Raw genomic sequence first — 25,653 nt, 5'->3', positions numbered from 1 at the left:
TTCAACTTTCATGGGCAATAGGCGCCCAGATCCGTATATCGCAAATGACGGTCCCAACATAGAAATAACCGAAACGAAACAGATTTCAGCCATGGCCGTGCCTGCTGTGGCGGCTTCGTGACCTTCATGCGCGCTATCAGTCATGGGGCAAACCTTCGCGCGCCAGCGCTTCGCGGCGCGGCAGTATCTGCCAGTCGAACCGTTCAACCCATAGATTGGCTACTCCGACCTCACCCAAATTTCCGCGCAGCCCGGTACGCTTGCCCATTTCTTCCAGAAAGGATGCCGCCGAACTTCTCGATCGCGTTCGAATTTCGGGGCCACAGGTATCGAGCACACCGCGCAGATCCAGAGCCTCGGCATTTTCGCGCGCCTCGGTCACGACCATGAACAGCCGTTCATGCCCGGCCTTCTGCGCGATCCCGTCGCCTGAGGGGCAATCGGCGCAGATCGTCAGTGCGCGCCCCACCTTCGCCGGGATAGTAACCCCCTCGACCCGAGCATAGGCGGTTTCAACGCAAAACTGGCTGTCGATATAGACGCGGTTCACGTCGCGGGCGGGGCCCTGAAACGTGCCTTGCGCCTCGATACTCAGCTGATCGCATTGGTTCAGAACCTCAACCCGCGGCATCTGGCGAGGCCGGGCCGACGTCAGCGCGGCTTTGCATTCGTCCTGCAAGGCCGACAGGGTGTTGGCGTCACGCGGGCGGTTCTGCATGTCCGTGTCGTTCATCTTGATGTTGACCGCGACCGGGTTTCCAAACAGAATCGAACCGCCTGACCCCACGCTGTCCAGCATCCGCGCCACACGTTCCGCTTTGAATATGCGAACGAGCAGAGGTTCAAGTTCCGCCTCGTCGGGGTGCCAGGCCAGACCAACCGGGCTGTCGCCTTCGGCCACTTTGGGTCCGAACCACAGGGCACCGTCATAAAGACCAACGGAGATATCCGAGCCCGTCGGTGTCAGTTCGATCCGGGCGGTATCCCCCTCATTTGCGTTGGCCACGGCCGCAACAAGCGCAGTGTAGAGCGGGTGGTCCATTGCCAGTTCCTGCCCGGTCTGCAGTTCAACCGGGGTGCCAAGCCGCAATGTCAGGTCGATGGGCCGGACCCGTACACGGGCAAACCGGGCCTGATCCGGCAGAACGCCAGAGACCGCGCACAGAGTTTCGGCCTGCGCCACGCAGCTATCGTCCACCGGCGCCAGCCTTGCCGATTGTGCTGTGGCCGAAATCACCTGCGCCATGCCCAACTGCTCCTCGGGCCCGTCAGTGGCGTCCGCAACCAGTGAGACCAGCGCGCCTTGCCCAATCCCATGCAGCAGGCCCGCTGACATCTGATCACCAGCCACCGCGTATTGCCGCAACCCAATCGTTCCCGATCCTCCCAGAACCGTCGCGTCGATCAGGTTTCCTTCCCACAAAGGGGTTTGCAGGCGGGCCGCGCCGGGAATGTCGGCGCTGTTCATGTCGCTAAGCACAGCCTGAAACAACTGCCGATAGGTGCCTGTGTTCTCCTGCGTCAACCGTGCGGCAAGACGCGAGGAAAATAGGCCGTACCAGCCATTGCCAGAAGCGGCATTGGGATCGATCTCGATCTCGCGCGCCAGTTCTGAGGATTGTGCCGCGTAAAACGCCAGATACCGGCCCGGCAGATCATCATCGCCCGGTCCGTCCATAGGTGCAGCATTCGGATCCGCAGGCGCGCTGGTCTGGACATCTATTCCCAAAAGCGCAGGATCGACAAAACGCGTTGCCATGTCCGGGGCGCTGGAGCGCAGGCCAGAACCGGAATGGCAACTGTCGAGGACAAACCACACATCCGCCCCGCGCGCGCGCAGGGCCGCCACCCTTGCGCCCAGTTCCTCGTCGCGGATTGCATTGGGGATTTCGCGGCTGCCCGATACGGCGCGACCGGTATCGGCGGGCAGAAAAACCTCGTCCAGACCGTCGGTTTCGTCACCATCATCATCGGGCTGTTGAGTGCCGTGGCCCGACAGGTGAATGTAAACAAAATCGCCCGGAGCGACGCGCCGGGCCAGATCATCCAGCGCACCCAGAATGGCAGTCCGCGTGGGGCGCGCGGCACCGTCGATGCCGTCGGCCAGAACCGCAACATCAAAATCCGCACGGGTCGACAGGGCCAGACTCAGCAGTGACACATCATTCCTTGGGCCATTCAGATCCGTGATCCCGATCCCGTCGGTATAGTCCGAGACACCAACCAGCAGCGCAAAGGATGAGGCCTGCGCCATCCCCCCCACCATGAGGCCAAGTGCAGCCACGCCCATCCAGATCGTTCGTTTCAACATCTTCGTCCCTCATTTCGCTTAGGGTTGACCCAGTAGGATCAGGCCCGACCAATGGCCGGGTTGCGCAAAACCACCGCCGCGTTCCAACGCGGCCAGTTGCGCTAGTCTCAGGGCCTCGGCCCGTGTGTGACCAATAGACATTGCATCATAGACATCCGTCGCCAGCGCCTGCATGGCTGTGTCGTTCACAGCCCAGAGCGTGGCAAGAACGCTGGGCACTCCTGCATGGGCAAACGCATGGGCCAGCGTGCGGATCTCAACGCCGTCAGGCCCCATCGCGGTTTCGCAGGCCGAAAGAAACACCAGCTCGGCCTCGGCCAGAGGCAGGGTCATGATCTCGGGCAGGGTCATCTGGTGGTTGTCCGCCAGCAGCAGATAGCTGTTGCCAGGCGTTTTTGGGTCCAGCTTGCCATGCATGGCCAGATGCAGGAATCGGGCGTCAGGGGCTGTGGCCAGCAGGGTGTCATAGGTGGCCTCATCCCCGATGCGCAATTCAACAAAGTCGGGCGCCAGCATATCGGCAACCTGCTGTGCCTCTTCGCGCGCGCCGGGAAGGGTGCCGTCGGGATCGCCATAGACCACATGGCTCAGCCCGATGGATGGAGGTTTGTCCAACATCTGTTGCAGAAAATAGAGGGTCGGTGCGACGGCCAAATCAAACCGTTCGACCGCATAGCTGGGCCGCGCGCCGGTTGTGTCGCGCACCAATGCCCCGAAAGGCAGGTAGTTTAATGCCCCGGTAGGGGAAATCACCAATGTCGCCCCTTCGGGTACAAGGTTTTCAATCGGGGCCAGCAGATCGCGATAGAGCCCGGCCAGTATCGCGGTCAGCTGTTCCTGCGTTTGTGCCGACTCTGGTTCAGTCGGCTGGTCCTCATCCATCACAAAACCGCCGCGCAGGGCGCTTTGGCTTTGTGCGCGCAGCAGGGACACGGCGGTGCGCACGCGGTCGTCAAGATCGGCCGATGACAGCTCGACCTCGACCACATGGGACAGATCAGGTCCCACAAGATTTATGTAGAGGCGCTCATCCGTCGGCAAAAATTGCGCGATCACCATTGTCTCGGGCAGGTCTTTGGCAAGACCCTGCAAATCCAGCGGATTCAGCGCCAGCATGTTGAACAGGGCCGGGTTGGCCTGCTCGATCCGCGACAGCAGCGCAATGTCGCGCTGGCGCAGGCGGGTCACCTGTTGATCCAGCTTCTTGTCACTGCCGCCCTTGGCCAGATCCGCATCCAGACGGGCCTCAAGCTCGGCCAATTGGGCGCGGGCGGCGCGGAACTGTTTGGCAAGACGCCCCGCCTCGCTGCCTTCGGGCAGCGCTTCGAGCAGAATGTCATTCACATCCCGCATCTTGCTTTGTTCCAGCGCGCTGAAGGCGAAATCCCCGCGCTGTTCGGTGATCAGGAACCGCTCGGGGCCCGCACCGCGCGGATCAAACAGCGTCAATCCCCAGTCGGTGCCTACATAGATGCGGCCGCGCGTGTCGCTTTCAACCGCATGGATCGCCCGGCTGCCGTAATCGGCAAAATCCCGACCCGGCAGCATCTGGTTAATGCGATCCGGCACGAACCATGTGCCCTGATGCAGCGCCACCAGCCCGCCAACCGCGCCGAACAAATACAGATCTTCGCCCAGCTGCGCCCCGCGTGTGCCGGAATAAAGCGCAGGCTGGACCGCGCGCGCGGCCATATACGAGGCCTCTTCTCTGACATCAAATTCTTCAATCTGCCCCCCCTTCATCCGGGCGAACCCGCCCGAGGTTGCCAGAATCGATGACCCATCGCCCAGATCGGTGCTGGCCGTCACAAACCAACTGCCCGAAACGTCGTCATCGGGGACCTTCTCGAATGCACCATCACGTAGGCGAAACAAACCGCCATGCAGCTTTTTACCGTCATGGGTGATATGGCCTTCGTTCGATGCGACAACCATCACCTCACCTTCGGGGCTTTCAAAGACAGTCGACAGCCAGCCCGTGTTGAAAGGGGCAGGTGTGTCGGCATAGGTGGAAAATTCGGCGACTTCTCCATCTTTCCAGCGGAACAGGCTGCCACTGACTGTGACCCAGATCGTGTTGTCCTGTGCGACGTGAATATCATCGATCATCCCGTTGCCTGTGCCATCAATCGGGATGGCCTCGAACAAAAGCTCGCGCCGCGTGGTGCCACGGGTATAACGCAGGACCTGATTGTCGGAATGGGTGATCAGATCACCGTTGGGGGCCAAGGCCAGATGCCGGGCGGGGATATCTACAAAACGGCTGTTGATCCCGTCTGGGTTCTCATGATCGAATGCTTCGATCCGGTCGCCAAACGCCGCATAGGTCACGCCGATCTGCGGATCGCTGATCAGGTCATAGACCCGGTCCTCGCTCAACAGCACGGCCTGATCGCGCAGATGCATCTGCAGGCCCCGCGGGGTCAGTACCGCCAGCGTGTCGCCAACCACATCGGTTGCCAGAGCGGCCGGACGCCGGTCGCCACCCGGCAGGATCAGATGGTCAAGCACCCCGTTCTGGAACAGAGAAATCCCTTGATCGGTCATGACCCCCAAAGCAGGACCCCGTCCGGGAACATCCAGCGCCATCAAACCATAAGGATCATCCGTGGCGACAATCGCCTCCTGCCCCGGCAGTAATCGCCAACTGGCCGTCCCGGAGGAAACCGAGGCGGCATTGGTCCAGATCAGCTCGCGACCGCGCAAGGCATAAAGGCGGTCCTGATCTGCGTCATAATAACTGTCGGTCAGCTGTTCATCCGAAAGGTCGACCCGCGTACCCTCCAATGGCTGGAACCAGCTGCCCTTTTCGCCCATGACGATCCAGCCTCCGGGAAAGGGGTGCAGGGCGCTGACAGGCTGGTCCGAAATCTTCTGTGTGTTCATCGGATCATTGGCGTCGATCAGGAAAAGACCGTCAGGCCCCCCGGCGGCCACATGGCCCTGGGCGACCCCACCGCCCTGCGCCAGCGTTGCGCTGCCCAGAGCGCCGGTCGGCTCATGGCGCGTCGCTTCCGGGCCTTCGGCGACAATCACGCCCTGCCGGCCTGCAAGCCAAAGTGTTTCGCCCACCGTCATGACCGCAGACAGATCCGAGGCGCTGTCTACCTCGGCCAGATCCCGCACCGATGAAAGCTGATAGGTGTCGGGATCAACGGTGAACCATTGCCAGTGTCCCCCCTGAAACAGGCCCAGCCCCTTGTCCGAGACCACTACCGGCCTGTCGTTCCACAAGGTCAGGTCACGCAGGGTTGTGCGATTGGCAAAGACGGCGGGCACGATCACATTGGTACGGAGCGTTTGCCAGAAGCCCGGATTGCCCAGATCTGTCTGCGCCAGCCAGCTGTCTTCAGACAAGGCCCGCAAAGGGGACTGGGCCAGCGCCGCGTTCAGACGCGCGATCTGACTGTCCAGTTCTGGGTGCCGGGGCAGGTTCGTCAGCCAGTCCACCCAGCTTTGCCATTCTGCCAGTTCCTCCAGCGGAATGCCTCCAGGCCGCACCTGCATTTGCAACGCATGCCAGAGGATCATCGCTTCGGCAGCCGCGTAATATTCGACCAGTTTCACCTCACCCGTCCTATCCCAGTCCTGAACGGCCAGAATCGAGTTTCTGAGCAGGTCATTGGCCTCATCAGCATAGCCAAAACGGTCTCTGACCCGGGCTACAAGCGCTGCGGCAAGGACAACAAAATCCTCGACATACGGTTCTTCGTTGTTCTCGAAATCTTCGCGTAGCGCGGTCAGCGCCGCATCCTCGGGGTATCGGTCCCATTGCGACAGGGATTGCGCCGACAGGTTCTTCATCTGGTTCACACGGCTCATGAGGCTTTGCATGATCTGTGTGACGCGCAGCGCAGTCTCAGCCGATTCCTCACCGCTCTGAGCATCATAGCTGCGGGTGCGGTCAATCTCTCCGTCTGCGTCATAGCTGACCGTCATATGGCCGACACCCACAACCTCAATCCGGGTGACCAAGCCGGTTGACGGGTCATGTTCCATCCGCAGCTCATCCCCTTCGGAGTTGCGAATGCCGATGATCTCTCCCACATCGAACCAGTCCTTTGGGACGCTGTAGTCGAGGGTAAAGAACCGCCCGTCGCCATAGCGCACACCAATCAGATTGCTGTGCGCATCCCGGTCCATATGCACTTCCATAGCGCCATACCGGAAATAGATCATCTGCCCGCTCACAAGGTCATCGCAGCGTTCTTCCTCGATCCCGTCAGGGCCAACCCACAAGATACATCCCTGATCGAGATCGAGCCGTTTGATCCGGCGGCTTTCCGAGCGTGCTTTTTCACGCGCGTCTTCAATCCACAACTGGTAGCGTTGTGATTTTGCCATGCTCAGACCGGTGTCATAGCGGTCGCGGTAAAACGCCTTATGCGTTCCCAGTTTGGCATTGGCCTCATCGATCTGTGTTTGTACCGGCAGCTCGGGGTCGACGATGCTGGCCTGCTCGAACAGGTTCAGCGCGGCCATTGCAGATCCGCCCCAAAGGGTATGATAGCGGCCGACTTCTCGCACCCAGTCTCCATAATGTGGCACGCGGTCGATCATGCGGTCGAGCAGACGGAACTTGGTGATATGCGGAATGCTTTCTGCAACCGTGGAGTCACGGAAAAGCACGCTGTAGCGGCGGAATGTATCTCCATCCAGACGCACCATTTCATAGGTCGCGCGTTCCAGTGCTTTTGAAGGCCCTTCGAAACGATGCAGGCGAAAGGACAGGTCGAAATAGGTCTTGGCGCCTACGTTCTGTGGGTCCATCTGCGTCAGGGAGGACAGGCCAAAGGCCAGCGCATCGGCGCGATCCGGCAGCGCCTCATCTTCGACCGCGTCGGCAGCCAATTCGGTTCCTTTGGTGATTAGGGCAGCGATCTGCCATTCCGGCGCATCAGCGGTTTCAAGCGCGTTGCGGGCTTCGGTCAGGGTTTGCTCAGCTGCGTTCCAATTTGCCTGATCCGCGAGTTTTACACGCGCCATGCCGATCCAGGGAAAAGCCCAGCCCGGATTGGCTTTGATCGCTTCATGCCAGATCGCAATCGCGTTGGTGTCTCGCATATCCGCCAGCGTTTTCCAGCAGTTTTCGCAAGTCGGAGTCTGTGTTGTGGCCTGCTGCAGGAGCTCACGAGCCTGCCCGGGGGCTTCGGCGTAATCAACCGCACGCGCCAGTATCCAGCTGCTGGTATGTCCGGCTTCGACCCGTTCACGCACAGCGCTCCATGCCAGATCCCGGGCGCCGGATGCGTTGAAATTCCATGCAAAATTTCCAATCACCCAGTGAATCGCCGGAAATTCTTCCCGTGCCTCGTCATAAAGCCGCAGGACCAAGCTGAAATCCTCAAGTGCATGGGCGCTGCGCCGGGCCTGGTCCATCAGCTGTGCATCGCTGGGTCCGCCGGCTGCTTTATGCGCCGCAATGATATCCAGTACGGCCTGCGGTTTATCGAGTGCCAATTGGTTGCGGGCCGCGCCAAGAGCGATCTCAAGATGCGCGGGCCGGGCTGCGAAGGCTTGGGCAAAGAAAGGTGCGGCCTCAGTGTCTTTCTTGATCTTGGTCAGCGCCTCGCCGCGTTGCCACGAGACAATCGGGTCATTGAGAAAGGCGGCTACAGCGACGGAGGTTTCATGATCTGCGCGGCCTTTCTCGCCCTGATCCAGCAGCGCCTGCGCATATAGTCGTGCCGCCTGTTGCGCGCGCCTGTTTTCAGGTTCGGCCAGCGCCACCCATTCTTCGATCACGCGGCGCGCGTCGTCAAATTCCCATTGCGCAATCAAAGTGCGTGCAAGGTCGGCGATCGGTTCAGGTGAAAATGGGTCGATGCTGGCGGCGACCTCAACAAAATCGCGCGCGACATCCAGATTGCCCATAGATCGCGCGGTTGCGCCTCGTCGCAAGTTGAGGCCCACAGCGTCGGGAATTGCCTGAGCCCACATCGTATATGAAATCGCATCCTCATGATCGCTGCGTGACCTGACGGATAGCAACCAATGCGCATAAGCACCGGCCGGGCTGTCCGCCAGATCGGGATCGCCCAAAATGACATCTTTCAGCGCTGGATCGCCCGGGATCGACCATCCACCACGCCCGGCCAGTCGCCCTGCATCAAAGCTGTTCGGATAGGCCATCAGCAGCTTGCGACCCAATCTCCAGCAAGCATCTGCGCGCTCACGCGGGCAATTGGCGTAAGCTGTTGCCAATGTTGTGACGTATGGAACATCCTCCGACGCCAGCAATTCATCCGTCAATGCAATCAACCGGCTCTCATCCCAGGTACGCTGCGCAGCGACCAATTCGCTCGCCCAGATCTGCGCCTGTGTCAGCGGCGGTTCGGTTCCTGAAATTTTCGACGAATCCAGCCCCTGCAATCGCCAATGTGTTGCGGCCCAGACATAGGCGGCCAGAGGGTTCGGGTTGGGTTTGGTCAGTTCGGCTTGGGTCTCGCGCAGGATGCCTTCGAATTCACCTGCACGGAATTGCGAGACCCATCCCCGGTACTGGGCATCGGCATAGAGATCCTGTGCCCGTTCAAGTGGCTCAGCCAGAGGTGCGAGGCGAGCCCCTGAATAGGTGACTTCGGATTGTCCGAGAACAAGAGACGCATTTGTAGCAAGACCAAGCGCGGATACGATCAAAAAAACAAACTTTTTCATATTCAGGATAGTTCGCCCATTTTTCTTATTGAATCCACTATTGTTTTTCTTACTCGGGTCAGTCCTAATGTGAGATTTTTGCAGAAATGCGGCGAGACCGATAAATAATGGATCATTGGGTTTCACCGCACGACAAATCGCCCTGGGCTGCGATAACAGCACAAGGCTAGAGCGCATTGGTGGTCGAAACCAAATTAGATTGGCGCATGCGGTTCTCAATTGCATAGTGAACGCGGTGGCTTTGCATATGAGAGATCGGCATGCGTGTTTCATGGGATACCCAAACGCTTTGGAAAATGGCCATTCCGTTGGTGATGGCGTTTTCCTGCCTCTCTGTCTGGTGTTCACCCGCCCGTAGCCAAAGCGAAGATTTCAATACGCTCTATCAGGAGTTCCTGAGCGCATTTAAGGATGCGAGTTACGAGCAGGCCGCGCAGACCATGGAACGTGCCATCGAGGCCTATGACGCCGCCGGTTTTTCTTCGCCTGATGAACGCGCGACACTTATTTATTACCTGGCCGAAGCGCATGTCCGAAATGAAGACGCTCCGGCGGCCTTGCAAGCCGCTCAGATGGGGTTGTCGCAGCAAGACCCGGCGCTTGTTTCCCGCTATCCTGAGTTCAACAGGATCATGGGCTGGGCACATGAGCGTCTTGGCTTCTATGGTCTGGCATCGGGCGGGTATTCTCAGGCTGCTGAATTAGGCAAGCTCTTTAACGAGTCGCAACCGGGGCGGTATCCGCCAGATGTGATTGCGGGTCTCGAATATCTGACGGCCAGCGCAAGGACCCGCGCAACGACCGTGATATCTGAAAAGGCGTATATCGAGCCGATGCGCGCGGCGCTGCAACGTTTTGAGGCGGTGACAAACGCACCGGCCTATCGGCTGCAATATGATCTGGCGCGCGCCCTTGTCAGTCAGGGTCTTGGTTTCGAGGCGCGGTCGCTGTTTCAGGAGCTTGCCTCGCAGGCACCGTCAGATATCCAGAGCATCGCCCTCGCACGCCTGGCCGTTCTGGAATGGAATAACGGAGAGCGGCAGGGCGCAGTAACGGCGGCCAAGGCAGCTTTGGCGCTGGACACGCTGCATCCATCGCGTGCTCCGGTGATGCGCACGATCGTCATTCTCGGTGAAGACACAACCTCAACGGAACGGTTTGCCGCTGCTCGCGCCCAGCTCGACAGTCTTGCACAAAGCGAGACGCGGCGGGTTCACGAGGATCTGTTGAGCAGCGTCGAGATCATCAAGATAATGACCGATGCGATTACTGACGCCTTGCTGGATCAGGATGCGCAATCGGCTGAGACCGCTGCGGCGGGCAAAGTGTTGGTCGACGAAATATCGCAATTGGCGTCCAATACGGACCTGTTCATATCGGATGCATTTGGCCAGCGCCTGATCCGCGATCTCAGGCTGCAAGCTGCGCATATTCACGAACATCTGGGGCAGGACAGTGAGGCGCGGGCCATTTTCAAGAATATATGGCTGACCGGCACCGCCGGGACCGTGCAGGAACAGGTTCTCGCACAGGCAGGGCTGGGCCGGCTGGGCATGTCCGATTCCGGTGAGCTCATAAACGACCTGGATACGCTTTCGGCGTTTTCGCGGCACGCAGCAGAGATGGCCGAGTTCTTTCTGACACAGATCCCCGCCCGCGCCCAAGCGATGCAATCGCGGCAGATCGAACGCTTTGCCGTTATTATGGAACAGGCCGTGGATGCCGCGTTTGACAAGATCGTTGACCGTGGGGTTATGGGTCCCGCGGACGCGCCCAATGTGCTGGACGGGTTCAACCAGAGCGGCACTTATGTCTTTCCGTGGGAAAGACGTGAGGGTAGCGGCTATCCCTCAAACGCGGGCAGTGGCTTATATGCAAAGGAACTGGGGGATGTGTTTCGGCAGATCCAATTGGCCAGGCAGAGCAGCGCCGCCCGCGCCATTGCACAGATGACATCGCGTCAAGTCGCGGGATCGGACGCGCTGGCCCAGGTTTTGAGAGAGCGCGACAGGCTGATCGAAAAGCGTTTGAGCATTCTGGAGGGAAGCTCTGAACCGGAACAGGATCGTTTTGCGCGGCTTGCAGAGGTCGACGCAGAAATGAACCAGATTGAAACGGCGCTGGATCGGGATTTTCCCGAGTACCGCAACCACATTGGTCTCAGCCCTCTGACATTGCCCGAAGCGCGCGCTTTGCTGAAGGATGGTGAAACGCTGATCACATATATGCAGACCAATGTCGGTTTGCATATCTTTGCCCTTTCGACCGAACAGGTGATCTGGCACCGCGCACCGGTGAAAGGACAGTGGGTGGCCGATATCGTGGGCAAGCTGCGACAGGCGCTGGATCCGCAAGGACCACTGAGAGGCCCGGTGCGTGGCTCATTCAGTCTGGAACCGGCTGAGGAAAATGATTTTACATGGTTCGACCTGACCTTGGCGCATGAACTTTATGTTCACGCACTTGGCCCGATTGCCGCCCATCTTCCTGCGGAGGAAACGCTGATCATTGCGGCGGATGGACCGCTGCAATCCATGCCCTTCGCAGCCCTGGTGACCGATCAGCCAAACCAAGATGCGCGTGGGTTTGATCGGTTTCAACAAGCGAGTTGGGCCGTCCGTGACTATACATTCGTGACAATTCCGATCCCCGCAACCATGCGTGCGCTGCGCAATCCAAGGCTCGAGCGTCCGGAACAAGGCACATTTGTCGGTGTAGGAGATCCTGTGTTTCGCTACGATAAGGAGTGGTTGCGCCTGAGCCAATTGCCCGAGACCGAAGACGAATTGCGCAGGCTCAATGACATTGTGGCAGGTAATTCAGGAACGCTGCATCTGGGCGACGGCGCGCACGAAGCCGCCTTGTCTGATCCGAGCTTGGAAAGCGTATCCGTGGTTGCCTTTGCCACACATGGTTTGATGGGGGGCGAGGTGCAAGGTTTGTCCGAACCGGCATTGGCGCTCACTCCGGCGCAGGCCGCGGTCTCGTCTGTTTTCGGAACGGGGGATGGTTTGCTGACGGTTAGCGAAATTGCTCAGCTGCAATTGAATGCCGAGCTGGTTTTGCTGTCCGCCTGTAACACAGCGCAGGGCGCAGGAGGTGAAGGCGCAGAGGGCCTGTCCGGTCTGGCGCGCGCCTTCTTCTACGCTGGGGCGCGTCAACTGGTTGTTTCACATTGGGCCGTTCAAAGCGACGCTACCGTCGAACTTACGACCGGGATGTTTCATGCATTGCGAGCGGATGCCGCCGGACAAACGATGCCCGAGACATCAAAGATCGGCGCGGCCGAGGCGCTCCGCGCGTCGATGCTGAATATGATAGACAAGCCTCCGCAGGCGGAATGGGCACATCCCGGCATCTGGGCGCCGTTTGTTGTTGTTGGAGGGTAGTTACTTCTCGCGGCGCGTCAGCAGCGCCAAAGTTAGAGGGAATTGAAGCCTAGCATTGGTCGAGTGCGTCTCTTGATGAAGCGATGGTCCTGTTCCACGATATTACTCAGATACTTCCGCCTGACCATCTCGATCGGGATCGGGCAGCCAAAGCCATTTAGCATCTTGTTGATGGCTTTGATGCCAGTTGTGCTAGCACCGCTCTTGTCGATGACGATCTTTCGTGGAAGGCCGTTGCATTCAAGCATTCGAGCGAAGAACTTCGTAGCAGCAGATTTGTTCCGACGCCCTGAAAGTATGGAATCCAATGTCTTACCGTGTTTGTCGACCGCTCGGTAGAAATAGACCCACGCACCTTTCACCTTGATCTTAGTTTCGTCCATCCGCCAGGAGCGGTCACATCCTTGGGATATTGTGCGCCTTTGAAAGAGATCATGAGTTGGCTTTGGGCTAGTTGGGAGCGAAAACCTTCCACGCGCAAAACCCAAGCACGTCAACAGCCACGAATGCGCTAGACACTGGGAAGATATCGTCGGTCATTGCAGTTCACTCAGGATTTCGTCGGTGTGTTCGCCAAATTTTGGTGGTGGACGACGATAGCTTACAGGCGCCTTAGAGAACCGCAGCGGATTTCCGATCATGTCAATTTTTCCTGAAACCGCATGCACACTCGGCACAGAAATGCGCATGTCGCGGGCCGCCACTTGTTCGGATTTAAACACGCGGTCCAAAGTGTTTACGGGGCCAACAGGCACTCCGTTTGCCTCCAAGCCGTCGATGATGTCCTCGATTGGAATGTCTGCGAGTGCCGTCGCGATCAGATCGACAAGTGTCTCACGATGCTGCAGACGTTCCGGGTTTGTGGCAAAGCGCGGATCGGTGATCCATTCGGGCTTGCACAACCAGTCGGAAAACCGCGCAAACTGTGCATCATTCCCCACGGCGATGACGACATGCCCGCCGCGGGCCTCAAACACTTGGTATGGAACGATATTAGGATGCTGATTGCCACGGCGTTCGGGGAGTGCGCCACCGATCAAATAGTTGGTACCTTCGTTAATCAACCAGGCGATCTGGGTATCGACCAACGCGACATCGATATGCTGCCCCTGCCCTGTGACATCCCGGTATCTCAGAGCCGCCAGGATGCCCGACGAGGCATACATGCCGCACATCACATCGGCGATGCCGACAGCCACTTTCATAGGCTCGCCATCCGACGCGCCTGTCAACGACATGATCCCGCCATAGGCCTGCGCCATAAGGTCATAGCCAGGTTTGCTGGCGTTCGGTCCGGTCTGCCCGAACCCGGAAATCGAGCAATAAACAAGACTTGGTGATACGTCGGACAGGCTGTCGTAATCTAGACCATATTTCTTCAACGCGCCGGGTTTGAAGTTTTCGACCAAAACATCGGATCGGGCCGCGAGCTTCCGGACGGACTGTTGCCCTTCAGCGCTTGCGAGATCGATCGCGACGGAGCGCTTGTTCCGGTTTGCGCAAACGAAATAGGCGCTGAGGTCCGATGCGTTGCCATCGACGCCTGTGACAAATGGGGGCCCCCAGCTTCTCGTGTCATCACCAGCCGTGCGTGGGTTCTCAACTTTGATGACGTCCGCTCCCAAATCCGCCAGAAGCTGCGTACATGTCGGGCCAGCGAGAATACGACTGAGATCGAGGACCTTGAGGCCCGATAGCGGGCCGGTCATGCTGCGACCCTCAATGATCCTATCGCAGCCTTGATGCGCACGCTGGCAGATCGAAGGTCTTCCTCGGAGGCGGCGGTCGAAATGCGGATATGAGGCGACAGTCCGAAGGCGGTGCCTGGCACAGTTGAAAGATGGTGTTTTTCCAGAAGCCAGGTGCTTACGGCGGTATCGTCCGTCAAGATGACGCCGTCAGGAGTCATCTGACCAATGAGCCCTTCAATACGCGGGAAAACATAAAAGGCACCTTTCGGCCGTAGGCACGAGATGCCGTCGATCGCGTTCAGCGCATCAACGGCGATGTCGCGACGGTGTTCGAAGCTTGCGGCGCGGTTTGCAAAGAAGTCGGTCGGCCCATTAAGTGCCGCCTCCGAAGCCGCCTGGGAAATAGAACAGGCATGTGTGCTGCTCTGACCCTGAACCATATTCATCGCCGCGATCAGGGGTGCGGGACCCGCGCCATAGCCGATGCGCCAACCGGTCATAGCGAAGACCTTTGAAACGCCGTTGACGAGCAAGGTTCTGGTTTTCAAGTCAGGGGCAACATTCAGGATCGAGACGAAGCGGTGCCCCTCGAACATCAGATGCTCATAGATATCATCGCTCAGAATCCAGACATGGGGATGCCTACGCAACACCTCCGCAATGGCCGTGAGCTGCGCCTTTGAATATGCCCCGCCCGTTGGGTTGGATGGCGAGTTCAGCATCAGCCATTTGGTCCGTGGCGTGATTGCCTTTTCAAGCCGTTCCGGCGTCAGCAGAAAACCATCTTCCTGCGGGCAATCCACGATGACGGGTGTGCCATCGGCGACGGCCACCATGTCAGGGTAAGACGACCAATAGGGTGCCGGAACGATCACTTTATCCCCTTTTGAAAGCGAGGCCATAAAGGCGTTGTAGATGACCTGCTTCGCGCCACTCGAGACGGTGATGTCGTCTGGTGCATAGTCGAGTGCGTTGTCACGCTTGAGCTTGTCGCAGATCGAGGACCTGAGTGCTGGTGTGCCTGCTACGATGGTGTAACGCGTTTCATCATTGTGAATGGCTTTGATCGCAGCGGCCTTCACATGATCGGGCGTTTTGAAGTCAGGCTCTCCGATCCCAAGATCAATGATCGGATGTCCCTTAGCTTTCAGAGCGCGCGCCTTCGCAACAAGCCCCATGATCATCGAAGGCGCGACTGCGGCCAAACGGTCGGCACGCATATCAGATCCGTCCATCGTAAGCCCCCCGATCAATCACGGCGGCGATGACCGTAAAGCTGTCTGCGTCTTGCGCAGCAGCAAGAGCGTCCTTCAGTTCCGCTGCTGACCCAACTGTATATCCCGCGCCGCCAAAGGCCTCTGCCAAGCGTGCAAAGTCATGTTTCGCAAAGTCGACGCCTGCGTTTTTGAGCTGTCGGCCCCGCTGTTTGATTTCAATCAGCGCGAGGCTGGCGTCTACGAAGACCACGAAGATGGTCTTGAGACCGAGTTCCGCCGCCGTCGACAATTCGCCGGCGACCATTAGCATGCCAGCATCTCCGGAGAAGGACACAACGGGGCGCTCGGGCTCGATCAGGGAGGCTCCCATGGCTAGCGGAACCGCGCAGCCCATCGTGCATAGAGCCGAGGACTGCAACAGGCCCTTCGACGCGTAGCAGTGCCATTTCTGTGACAGCAGAATGCGGTGCGCGCCGGAATCCACCGTGGCAATGGTGTTCCTTGGCAGCTTGTCGCGACAGATATCGATGACCACCCCAGGTCCCCACACATCCGTCTCGGCAAAGGCCGTGGTCAGGCCATCGCGCACTTTGCCAATCCTGCCGTCCGACCAGCTCGGCGTGATCGCAATGCCATCTGACAAAGCATCTAACGTGAGCCCGACATGGCTGACGAATTGAAGGCTCGACTGGTGCATGTAATGGGTGTTGGGCTCAGCCGAGATATCGATGACTTTGACGGCTTCTGCGTCCCAGACCTCGCGCCACCCAACCCGCATTTCAATCGGGTCGTAGCCAGCACAAATGATCAGATCGGCCTGCTGCACAAAGGGCAGCAGAATATCATCGTTCTTGGGCGACAGGCCTGCACCCCCCAGGCAGAGAGGGTGATCTTCAGGGATGACGCCCTTGGCCTTGTAGGTTGTGATGATCGGCACGTTCTGCGCTTCGCAAAAGCGCAAAATGGCGGCGCCTGCATTATCCTTGAGCGCATCGAGGCCTGCGATCATCACGGGTCGCTTTGACGATGCCAGCCACGAACGGGCAAGCGTGAGATCATCTTCCGCAGGAACAACGGCACTCACCTTCGCGCGACGACGCATCTCAACTGGACCGGGTTTTGCATCGGCCACGGAGATCGGAACGTCGATATGCACCGGGCCATCCCGACCATCTGTTGCAATGGCAACGGCCTTGTCGGCAATTGTGTCCGCGCCATCGGCGGTCAGCATGAAGCTCGCCTTCGTGATGGGGCGAAACACCGCCTGATGGTCGAGAACCTGGTGGGTATAGGTCAAGGCTTCGGTCGCATCGACACAGCCAGTCAGGACGATCAGGGGAACGCGGTCTTGTTGCGCGTTGGCAACAACATTGACGCCATTGACGGCACCGGGACCGACCGTTGCCACAAGAATACCCGGCGCGCCCGTCATGTGATGCGCGCCCTCGGCCATAAAGCCGGCGCTGTTCTCGTGCTTGCACAGGATGAACTTGATACCGGCCTTTTCGAGCGCATCGACGATCGTCAACACCTCGCCGCCCGGCATCCCAAAAGCATGCCTGCAGCCAGCCTCGTAGAGCCGCCGCGCGACAAGGTCGGCAGCCCGAAGGTCTTTTTTAGTTTTCATGGGGCCTCCTATTCAGCCGCGAAGCACGCTGGAGTCGTGAGGAGCGCATATCCGTCACGCGTCTGTGGTGTTTTGATGCCAAGAATGTTCCCGGCGACTTGAGTTCTGAGGATCTGAGCCGTGCCGCCGCCGATGGTGAACATGCGAACATCCCGATACATGCGCTCCAGAGGTTCGCGATCGCTATAGCCCCGCGCGCCGAACATTTGCAGCGCGTCACCAACAACCTTGATGGCCATTTCGGAGGCAAAGAGCTTGGCACGGGCGGCCATTGTCATGTCAGGGTATTGGCTGCCGTTTGGGCCACGCGAACGCGCCGCCTCATGGAGCAGCAACCGTGCCGCATGCACTTGCGTGTCCATATCTGCAACCATCCATTGAAGGCCCTGAAACTCCGCAAGCGGACGCCCGAACTGCTCACGCTGGAGGAGATAGCGCTTGGCATGGTCGAGCGCCCCGGCGGCGACACCCATAGCGATGGTGCCTGCGCCAACGCGTTGTGAATTGTAGGCATTCATCAGGTCGGCAAAACCACGTTTGAGGCCCGAAGGCGGTCTGACCAACCACTTCTCTTCGATCTCGACATTCTCGAACCGAAGCTCTGCTTCTGGCATCCCGCAGAGGCCCATTGTGTATTCGCGGCCCACGACGGTGAACCCCTTTGGCATCTCGCCCGTGATCGGGTCGGCAAAAAGGATGAAGCCGCCAATGCCCTGCCCGACACCCGCTTCATCAAGGACGCGAGCAAAAATCAGGTGAAGTTTCGACACCCCGCCGCCGGTGATCCAGTGCTTGGTACCGTTCAGGATGTATCGATCACCCTGTTTGCGGGCGGTGGTCTGCATTTCGGTCGCAGCGCTCCCGGCCTCGGGTTCCGTGATGCAAATCGCGGGTTTGTCCCCGGCCAGCACATGAGGTGCGCAGAATGACTTCTGCTCGTCATTGCCGTAGCCCATCACAGCGCTGATGCCACCCATATTGCCCTCGACAACGATACGAGCTGTCAACGTACAAGCCTTGGCGATCTCTTCGACCACCATGGCGACGTCCAGGAAGCTTGCGCCCTGACCACCATATTCCTTGGGAATAGACATCCCCATGATCCCGGTATCGACGAGTTCATCGACGTTCTGCCAGCAGTAAGCGCGAGATTTGTCCCACTCTGTGGCACGTTTCTCAAATCCTGGCGCCAATTCTCTTGCGGCATTTACAAGCGGATGTGTCATGGCATATCCCTCATTCTCTTTTTGTTAGAATACGCTTGTCAAAATTCAGCACAATCGAATAAGATTTGATATCAAATTCAGAGTTTCTTAAGTTATGCAGACGCGTTCTCTCAGAACCCTGGTGCGGGTGTCAAAGGTCGGTTCCTTTGCAAAAGCGGCTGAGCAATTGAATATGACGCTCTCTGCCCTTTCGATGCAGATGAAAGCATTGGAAACAGAGCTGGGCGTCGATCTCTTTGACCGGTCTGTGCGGCCGCCGCGCCTCACGCCAATCGGTCGGACCATCGTCGAGGCCGCGATCCCGCTTCTGCAACGCGAGGACACGCTTCTCGATCTTTGCAGACCCACGGATACACTGGTCGGACATTTCCGTATCGGCTTTGTCACGACCGCAGCTGTCCGTCTGCTGCCTGACTTCCTGAAAAACGCCAAGCGACATGCGCCGCGAGCGACATTTGCGTTCGAGACCGGTTTGTCGAAGGCACTTCAGGAGAAAGTCGTCAGCGGACAACTCGATGCCGCTCTGGTCACGGATGCCGAAGGTGTTCCCGACGCGCTCACAGAACTGGTCTTGAGGGAAGAACCCTTTGTTTTTGCGGCCCATGAGATGCTGCTGAAAGAGGGCCTTGCAGGATTGTTGCGTGAGCATCCGTTTTTTCATTTCATGCCTGACACGGGGATCGGGAAACTCATCGCTGGCGAAATGCTGGAGCACGAACGGCCAAAGGGGGCAGAGACGATCGTCCTCGATAATCTGGAAGCGATCATGGAATGTGTCTGTGCAGGTCTGGGCTTTACGCTTCTGCCCGCGCCCGATGTCGTCCGATACCAGTCCGCCGAGGTAAAAAGTATCCGCCTTCCGCAAGCCTCGGCCCGAAAGTTGGTTCTTGCGACAGCGCGCGACGGCGCGTTGGCGGGACGCGAAGCGGCGCTTGCTGGTTTGTTTCACCTGATCCGGCGCAATGAGCGAGGCTTTGAGTGATTGTCGTAGGGTTCTGTTGCGAAGTTTCTTGCTGAGTGCAGGTATCGCGCTGCACGTGCGGGTTAGGTGGCCATTGCTGCTATTGCTTAAACAGTTCATCGTTCCCTAAAGACTGCAACAGAACCCAAAGCGACCAATTGGGAAGCTACCTCCAATGGCCGCTTTGGTCTGTTTTAGGCTGTTGCGGTTGCTTCGATCTCAAATAGCAACTCTGGGATCGCAAGATACGATAAACTCAATGCCGCCCGGAGAGAGGCCTTAGGAGGCTAACACCGGGTATAGATCTGAGGATGATCGTTTTGATCAGATTTCTAAAATCAGACACGTAGAACTTCCGTGTGCATAAAGTGTCCCATCCTCACCCAATAGTCGAGCTTCGGCAGTGCCAGTTCGCGCCCCCACATGTACAGCGTGTGCTTCACAGCGTAGTGCGCCATGGTCGGGCCGAATAGCGCGCACCATGTTGACTTTGGTCTCAAGCGTAGTGAACGCTTTGCCCGCTGGAAGTTTGCTTTGAACCGCCACACCAAGAGCCGCGTCGAGTACTGTCATAGCCCAGCCACCGTGCACTGCACCTAAATGATTCAAATGACGGCCACTTGGGATGCAGTTCAAAACAGCCACTCCGTCGTCGACCGCCGACAACCGGAAGTTCATGGTGCGGGCCATCTCGGGTTGCGGAAAATCCTTTCCCATGGAGAGCTTTAGAAACTCAAGGCCAGACATTGTCTTGAGCGTTTCACCATAGTTCTTGGTTTGGATAGTGGCCGTCATGCCGGATTTCCTAACTTTTTGGACGCCCACAAGGGGCTCATACGCATGTGGAGTAAGTCCAACGTTCTGGAGTGCCGCGTTATTTTTTGAGAAGAGCGCCGAATGAACGTTCCTAATAGGCAGAGCTATTTTCTGAGGTCCGCAAAGCCAAATGCCTTGCGATATTTGGGAATAAAAAGCTCTTTCCCTTTCATCTTACGGGTGGTCCAATCACCAACTGTAGCGAAAAGCCAGCTATTGCCGATGACCGGACCCAGCGGGACCAAAATGGGCGCTTTCTTCCAGGGGCTATAGGGCTTCAGGTCCTCAACGGATGAGCCGCCCAGCACTTTCTTCAACATCTTTACAAGCCAGGGGTTCTGCCTGGTTGTTGCAACAATCGTCATGCCATCCCCTACATCGGCAATATCCCCAGCAACGAAGACATTTGGATAGTTTGAGGGGCGCAGCCACCTGTCGGTTTTCACTCGACCCGACTCCTCCAAGCTTGCGCCCGGTAGGTTTCGCACCAAGGATGTTTGGGGTTTTGAACCGATCACCGGAAACACCAGATCAGCCTCGATCACTCGACCATCGGTCAAGGTCACAGCTCCTTCAAAAGGCTGATCCATATGGCGCAGGTCCTGCGCTCTTTGGCCTAAGACAACGGTGACACCGAGGCGTTCGAGTTTGCGTTTGAGCTGCGCGCCCAACTTCGCCGGATACATTGGAAACAAGGCTTCGTCAGACGATATCAAGGTGATGGATTTGCCCGGCAGCGCTGATGCAATTTCTCCTGCGAGCTCTGTTCCCACAGCACCCGCCCCGACAATCGCGATCGAAGTCGCCTTTGCCAGCCGCGCGCTGATTTCTGTGCTAGCCTGACGGAAATCGGCGACGCTGTCGCCCGATGGTTTGAACGGGGCAGCATAGGAAGATCCTGTGGCGATCACGACGAAGTCCGCTGGAAAAACTGCACCGGATTCCAAAGTGACCTCTGATTGGGAGACTGAAACGGCGCGACCCCGCACGACCTGTCCTGATTTCAGCAGGTTATCATACGGTAAAATGATCTGGTCCAGTAATGTGGGCTCAACCAGCGCACGGATTGCGGCGGGCGGCTGAACGAAGGCTTCGCGTTGTTCGATGAGGGTGACGTCCGCAAAAGCGTCCAATTTCTGGGCGACCTCGAACCCGACATAGCCTCCTCCCACGATCACGATTTTCTTTTTGGCCATTGCGTTCCCCATTGCGGCATGATGCTTGGAACGTTAGCTATCTATGTGCGATCAAACCAACAAGTACGATCATTTAGGATACTGTAATGAAACTGGACGAGCCGGAAGAACACTGCCGGATTGAGGCGCTGATCTCGGCCATCTCAGGACGTTGGAAGCTGCTAATCATCTATTGGCTGGCGCAAGATAGCTGCAGGTTCAATCAGCTCCAGCGCAATCTGGGGCGCATTACCCATCGTACATTGACGCGCCAGCTCAGCGAATTGCAGGAGACGGGGTTTGTCTCTCGCAAAGACTTCCAGACCATACCGCCACATGTCGAATACAGTCTCACGCCACTGGGCCAAAGCCTGATCCCCCTTTTACATGAAATGCACGACTGGGCTGTGCAGAACGCGGGCAAATTGCCGGATCCAAAGACCCCTCCGAGCTAGCTTGGTTGGATAGTATTGGCTCAATGGGCAAACAATTCGCCGCGCCGAAGTCGAATACGTGGTTGCTGACGTTCGTGACCGCTGCAGAAATTTGCACTATGGGCTCGATGCAGACATTAGAAAGTTAACAATAGGGAGTGACGTCCGCTATGCGGGATAAAACGGAAGTTCAGTTCGTACAGCCGAACGTTCGAATTTAAATATTTTAAGCAATATATTGGGGCACATTCACCTACGGCGGATGTGTCACAAACTTTTAGAGCGGCCAGAGTCAGCGCCTTACTGGACACACTTGTCCCACGATGTCAGCAAACAGCCGAAAACCGGATGTCGTAGTGCTGGGGAATTGCCGCTTTCGGATCATGTTGGCGACCTCGTTGGCTCTGTTGCAATCTTTTTGGCAGTTGACGGCCTGATGGCCAGCAGTTGAAAGCCTACTCATGGTCTGCTTCAAAGGTGCGCATTATCCGAAGGACGTTATCCTGTTCCCCTTTAACCCGAACATATGTCTCATCCCTTCGCTAGGATCGATCGCAGCTACGTTTCCGACGACGTGCTCGGTCAGCAACCAGCGGTGAATACATAACAATCCAGCGGTTTAAGGTTGCATGATCGACGGAAACGCCTCGCTTAGCCAAGATTTCTTCCAGGTGACGGTACGATACTGAACAGCGCAGATAAAAGAACAATGCTGGCTAGATCACATCTTTCGGAAAGTGCGCACCCTTGAATGAGATCGTCACGGTTTGCTCCTGTCTTATCCGAGCACGCAGCTATCAGAACTGCGTTTGGGCTGACAGTTGCTTCAATGTTTGCGATAGAACCCCTTTCTGATCACCCCAAAAAAAATCGCGACACTGCATTCTGTACCGACCGAATTTGAATTGGGCGATCACCTGGTTCAAGCAATCGCCCAGTACTTTCCAACTTAAGTCTCAAACGCTCAAGCAGCAGTACTTCAGTTCTAGATAGTCTTCGATTCCGTATTTTGATCCTTCGCGCCCCAGCCCGCTTTCCTTGATGCCACCGAACGGTGCCACTTCGGTAGAGATCAGGCCCGTGTTCACACCGACCATGCCATATTCAAGCTCTTCCATGAATTGCCAGACCTGCGAAAGGTTCTGAGTGTAGACGTATGACGCCAGTCCAAATTCGGTATCATTTGCGGCAGCTATGGCTTCGCCAATCTCTGAGAACCGGAACACTGGCGCCAGCGGACCAAAGGTCTCTTCCCGTGCGACCGCCATATCCTGCGTTGCACCGGTGATGACGGTCGGCTGAAAGAAGGTACCGCCCAATTCATGCTCTGAACCACCGGTGGCGACATCTCCGCCTTTGTTCACCGCATCGGCGATGTGTTCGCGGACTTTGGAAACCGCAGCCGGTGTAATCAGCGGGCCAATCGCAGAACCATCGGCAAAGCCATCCCCAACCGGCAACGCAGCAACCGCCTGTGTCAGTTTATCGACAAAGGCATCATGGATGCCATCCTGCACATAGAACCGATTGGTGCAGACGCAGGTTTGTCCGGCATTGCGGAATTTCGAGATCATCGCGCCTTCGATGGCCTTATCCAGATCTGCGTCATCGCACACGATGAAAGGCGCGTTGCCGCCCAATTCCAACGAGAGCTTTTTGACCTGATCAGCACCTTGTTGCATCAGAATTTTTCCGACACGGGTTGATCCGGTAAAGCTGATCTTGCGCATCACGGGGTTATCACTGAACGCCTTGCCGATGCCAACACTGTCGGTGGATGTGACCACAGAGAACACTCCGGGAGGAATGCCAACTTCTTCTCCTAATTTCGCCATCGCCAGAGCAGACAAAGGCGTTTCAGCAGCAGGCTTGACCACCATGGCGCAACCGGCCGCAAGCGCCGGGGCCACTTTGCGGGCGATCATCGCGTTAGGGAAGTTCCAAGGGGTGATGGCACCCACGACACCAACGGGTTGTTTCATAACCACAATACGCTTATCGCGCTGATGGCCCGGGATCGTATCACCGTAGACACGCTTGGCCTCTTCGCCGAACCATTCGACAAAGCTGGCGCCGTACATGATTTCGCCCTTGGCCTCGGCCAGTGGCTTGCCCATCTCGGCTGTCAGGATTGCACCCAGATCGTCGACGTTGGTGACCATCAGGTCAAACCATTTGCGCAGAATTGCGGCACGTTCCTTGCCCGTCAGCGTGGCCCAGCCCTTTTGCGCGGATTGCGCCGCATTAATGGCCGCGTGTGCATCTGCGGCTGAACAATCCGTGACCTGCGCTATAATCTCTCCGGTCGAGGGGTTCGTGACATCGAACCGGGTATCGCGCGCCGCCCATTCTCCGTTCAAATAGGCCGCTTCAATCAAAAGATCGGCACGCTTCAAAGTCAGCATTGGTGTCTCCTGTGTGATTGCAAACGGGCGAGGATTTCCCCGCCCGTTCAAATTGGTTGGTGACGCCGGCTCAGGCGTGCAGATCACCGTCGAGCGCTGTTCCATCCGGTGCAACCTCGGACGAAACCGTGGTAGCCGAGCTGTCCTCGTAGAGGGACTTGATGACACCCCATGCCATCAGGACCACGAGGATCGAAATCGGAAGTGCGGCTGCAATGGCGGCGGTCTGCAGGGCAGACAGGCCACCAGCGATCAGAAGAACGGCAGCAACCAGACCTTGTGCAGCGCCCCACACGACGCGGTGCAGTTTCGGCGGGTGCGCATTGCCCATGGACAAGATCGTTGTCACGACCAGAGTGCCCGAGTCCGAGCTGGTGATGAACCACGTCGCCAGCAGGAAGGTGGCCAGTGCCGAGATCAACCAGGACAGCGTGCCATTTGAGGCCAGCAGGTCAATCGTGCCGTAAAGCGTACCGCCCAGGTTCCAGCTGTTGACCATTTCGATCAGGCCAGCGGTACCAACGCCATCTGCGGCGTTCATTTCTATGAACAGTGCGTTGCCGCTGAAGATCGAAATCCAGATGAAGGCCATGGTGGTGGGAACGAACATGGCGCCCAGCATGAATTCACGAATTGTACGCCCTTTGGAAATACGCGCCACGAACATGCCCACAAAGGGTGCCCAGCTCAGCCACCAGCCCCAATAGAACATGGTCCACGCACCTTGCCAGGCAACGTCGCCAGGCTCGGACGCGGTCCAGAACCCCATCGACCACAGACCAGTGGCATAGTCACCCATGGCGTTCATGAAAAAGCCGATCAGCCACTGGGTCGGACCTGCGAACAGGAAGAACAGAACCAGCAGGATCGACAGGATGATGTTCCACTCCGACAGGATGCGGATGCCTTTACCGATCCCCGAAACCGCCGACAGGGTCGCAACGATCGAGATGCCGACGACCAACCCGACCTTCAGCATGGTGCTCGTGCCCGTGTTGAACAGAACGTTCAGCCCTTCGGCCATTTGCGTGACACCAAGACCCATGGAGGTTGCGATACCGAACACTGTGCCAAACACAGCCAGCAGATCCACGGCGTGGCCAGCCGGTCCATAGATGCGATCGCCCAGGATCGGATACAGCGCCGAGCGGAAGGTCAACGGCAGCTTTTTGCGGAACGCAAAATACCCCAACGCCAAGCCGGTCATTGTATAGATCGCCCAGCCATGCAGGCCCCAATGGAAATTCGTAACGACCACCGCATCAACGGCCCGCTGCATGTTCATCTCGGTATGTCCGGCGGCATCGGCGAACGGGTTGTTTGGGTAGCCCCAACCCGCAGCATTGTCGAAGTAGAACAATGGCTCAGCGATACCGAAGAACAGGATGCCGATGGAAACGCCCGCCGAAAACAGCATGGCGAACCATGAGAAGTTGGAGAATTCCGGCCGGCTGTCATCGTCACCCAGGCGAATTGAACCAAACCGACTGAACATCAGATACAGACAGACAAAAAACAGGATTACGACCGAACTGATATAGTACCAGCTCAGCGCGCCCTCGACCCATGAACGAACGCCTTTGTAGACGCCGCTGGCGAAGTCGACGTTGAGAATTGTGAACAGCACAAAGGCCGCGACCATCGCTTTGGAAGCGATGCTCATCCCGTTGTGCAACCCTTTGAATATCCCCTTGTCAGAGACCAGATGGTCACCACTATTGGGGGGCTGGATGTCAGCCATGTT

13 protein-coding genes and 2 pseudogenes are annotated in these 25,653 nt (G+C 57.7%); 3 read left to right on the top strand and 12 right to left on the bottom strand.

The window, feature by feature from the left end; translation table 11 throughout:
- Positions 1-136: 136 nt before the first annotated feature.
- Both ACR0NW_RS09755 and ACR0NW_RS09750 read right to left on the bottom strand, forming a co-directional pair.
- A complete protein-coding gene (locus ACR0NW_RS09755) occupies positions 137-2,311 on the bottom strand; it encodes a caspase family protein (RefSeq protein ID WP_480791562.1) in 2,175 nt (724 codons plus the stop codon).
- 18 nt (positions 2,312-2,329) lie between these two features.
- A complete protein-coding gene (locus tag ACR0NW_RS09750; protein ID WP_480791561.1) occupies positions 2,330-8,968 on the bottom strand; it encodes a CHAT domain-containing protein in 6,639 nt (2,212 codons plus the stop codon).
- 260 nt (positions 8,969-9,228) lie between these two features.
- Here ACR0NW_RS09750 and ACR0NW_RS09745 point away from each other — a divergent pair, with 260 nt between their 5' ends.
- A complete protein-coding gene (locus tag ACR0NW_RS09745) occupies positions 9,229-12,357 on the top strand; it encodes a CHAT domain-containing protein (RefSeq protein ID WP_480791560.1) in 3,129 nt (1,042 codons plus the stop codon).
- Positions 12,358-12,395: 38 nt separating this feature from the next.
- Here ACR0NW_RS09745 and ACR0NW_RS09740 read toward each other — a convergent pair.
- From ACR0NW_RS09740 to acdA, 5 genes and pseudogenes are all read right to left on the bottom strand, one after another.
- Positions 12,396-12,764, bottom strand: a pseudogene (locus ACR0NW_RS09740) (IS6 family transposase); the annotation flags it as partial.
- A 129-nt stretch (positions 12,765-12,893) separates the two neighbouring features.
- Positions 12,894-14,066, bottom strand: a complete 1,173-nt coding sequence (locus ACR0NW_RS09735) for a CaiB/BaiF CoA transferase family protein (RefSeq protein ID WP_480791559.1) — start codon at positions 14,064-14,066, stop codon at positions 12,894-12,896.
- On the bottom strand, positions 14,063-15,283 hold the full coding sequence (locus tag ACR0NW_RS09730; RefSeq protein ID WP_480791558.1) for a pyridoxal phosphate-dependent aminotransferase: 1,221 nt from the start codon (positions 15,281-15,283) through the stop codon (positions 14,063-14,065). The genes ACR0NW_RS09735 and ACR0NW_RS09730 overlap by 4 nt, the downstream gene beginning before the upstream one ends.
- A complete protein-coding gene (locus tag ACR0NW_RS09725; protein ID WP_480791557.1) occupies positions 15,270-16,892 on the bottom strand; it encodes a thiamine pyrophosphate-binding protein in 1,623 nt (540 codons plus the stop codon). Before ACR0NW_RS09725 ends, ACR0NW_RS09730 begins: the two co-directional genes overlap by 14 nt.
- A gap of 8 nt (positions 16,893-16,900) precedes the next feature.
- Entirely contained in the window at positions 16,901-18,118 is a 1,218-nt protein-coding gene (acdA, locus tag ACR0NW_RS09720) for a 3-sulfinopropanoyl-CoA desulfinase (protein ID WP_480791556.1), read from the bottom strand.
- Positions 18,119-18,212: 94 nt separating this feature from the next.
- Here acdA and ACR0NW_RS09715 point away from each other — a divergent pair, with 94 nt between their 5' ends.
- Entirely contained in the window at positions 18,213-19,100 is an 888-nt protein-coding gene (locus tag ACR0NW_RS09715; RefSeq protein WP_480791555.1) for a LysR family transcriptional regulator, read from the top strand.
- A 303-nt stretch (positions 19,101-19,403) separates the two neighbouring features.
- Here ACR0NW_RS09715 and ACR0NW_RS09710 read toward each other — a convergent pair whose 3' ends face one another.
- On the bottom strand, positions 19,404-19,874 hold the full coding sequence (locus tag ACR0NW_RS09710; RefSeq protein ID WP_480791554.1) for a PaaI family thioesterase: 471 nt from the start codon (positions 19,872-19,874) through the stop codon (positions 19,404-19,406).
- Between the two features lie 125 nt (positions 19,875-19,999).
- Entirely contained in the window at positions 20,000-21,091 is a 1,092-nt protein-coding gene (locus ACR0NW_RS09705; protein ID WP_480791553.1) for an NAD(P)/FAD-dependent oxidoreductase, read from the bottom strand.
- 86 nt (positions 21,092-21,177) lie between these two features.
- Between ACR0NW_RS09705 and ACR0NW_RS09700 the strand changes: the two genes are divergently transcribed.
- Positions 21,178-21,525: a winged helix-turn-helix transcriptional regulator gene (locus ACR0NW_RS09700; RefSeq protein ID WP_480791552.1), complete on the top strand. Its 348-nt coding sequence runs from the start codon at positions 21,178-21,180 to the stop codon at positions 21,523-21,525.
- Positions 21,526-22,049: 524 nt separating this feature from the next.
- Here the strand turns inward: ACR0NW_RS09700 and ACR0NW_RS09695 are convergent.
- From ACR0NW_RS09695 to ACR0NW_RS09685, 3 genes and pseudogenes are all read right to left on the bottom strand, one after another.
- Positions 22,050-22,214: pseudogene (locus ACR0NW_RS09695) on the bottom strand (IS6 family transposase); the annotation flags it as partial.
- 246 nt (positions 22,215-22,460) lie between these two features.
- A complete protein-coding gene (locus ACR0NW_RS09690) occupies positions 22,461-23,909 on the bottom strand; it encodes an NAD-dependent succinate-semialdehyde dehydrogenase (RefSeq protein WP_480791551.1) in 1,449 nt (482 codons plus the stop codon).
- Between the two features lie 70 nt (positions 23,910-23,979).
- Positions 23,980-25,650, bottom strand: a complete 1,671-nt coding sequence (locus ACR0NW_RS09685) for a BCCT family transporter (protein ID WP_480742193.1) — start codon at positions 25,648-25,650, stop codon at positions 23,980-23,982.
- Between the last annotated feature and the right edge of the window lie 3 nt (positions 25,651-25,653).

It is taken from the genome of Ruegeria sp. CF5 (genome assembly GCF_056537325.1).
The sequence above is the reverse complement of the archived record's forward strand: the minus strand, read 5'-3'. Positions and strand labels throughout refer to the sequence as shown.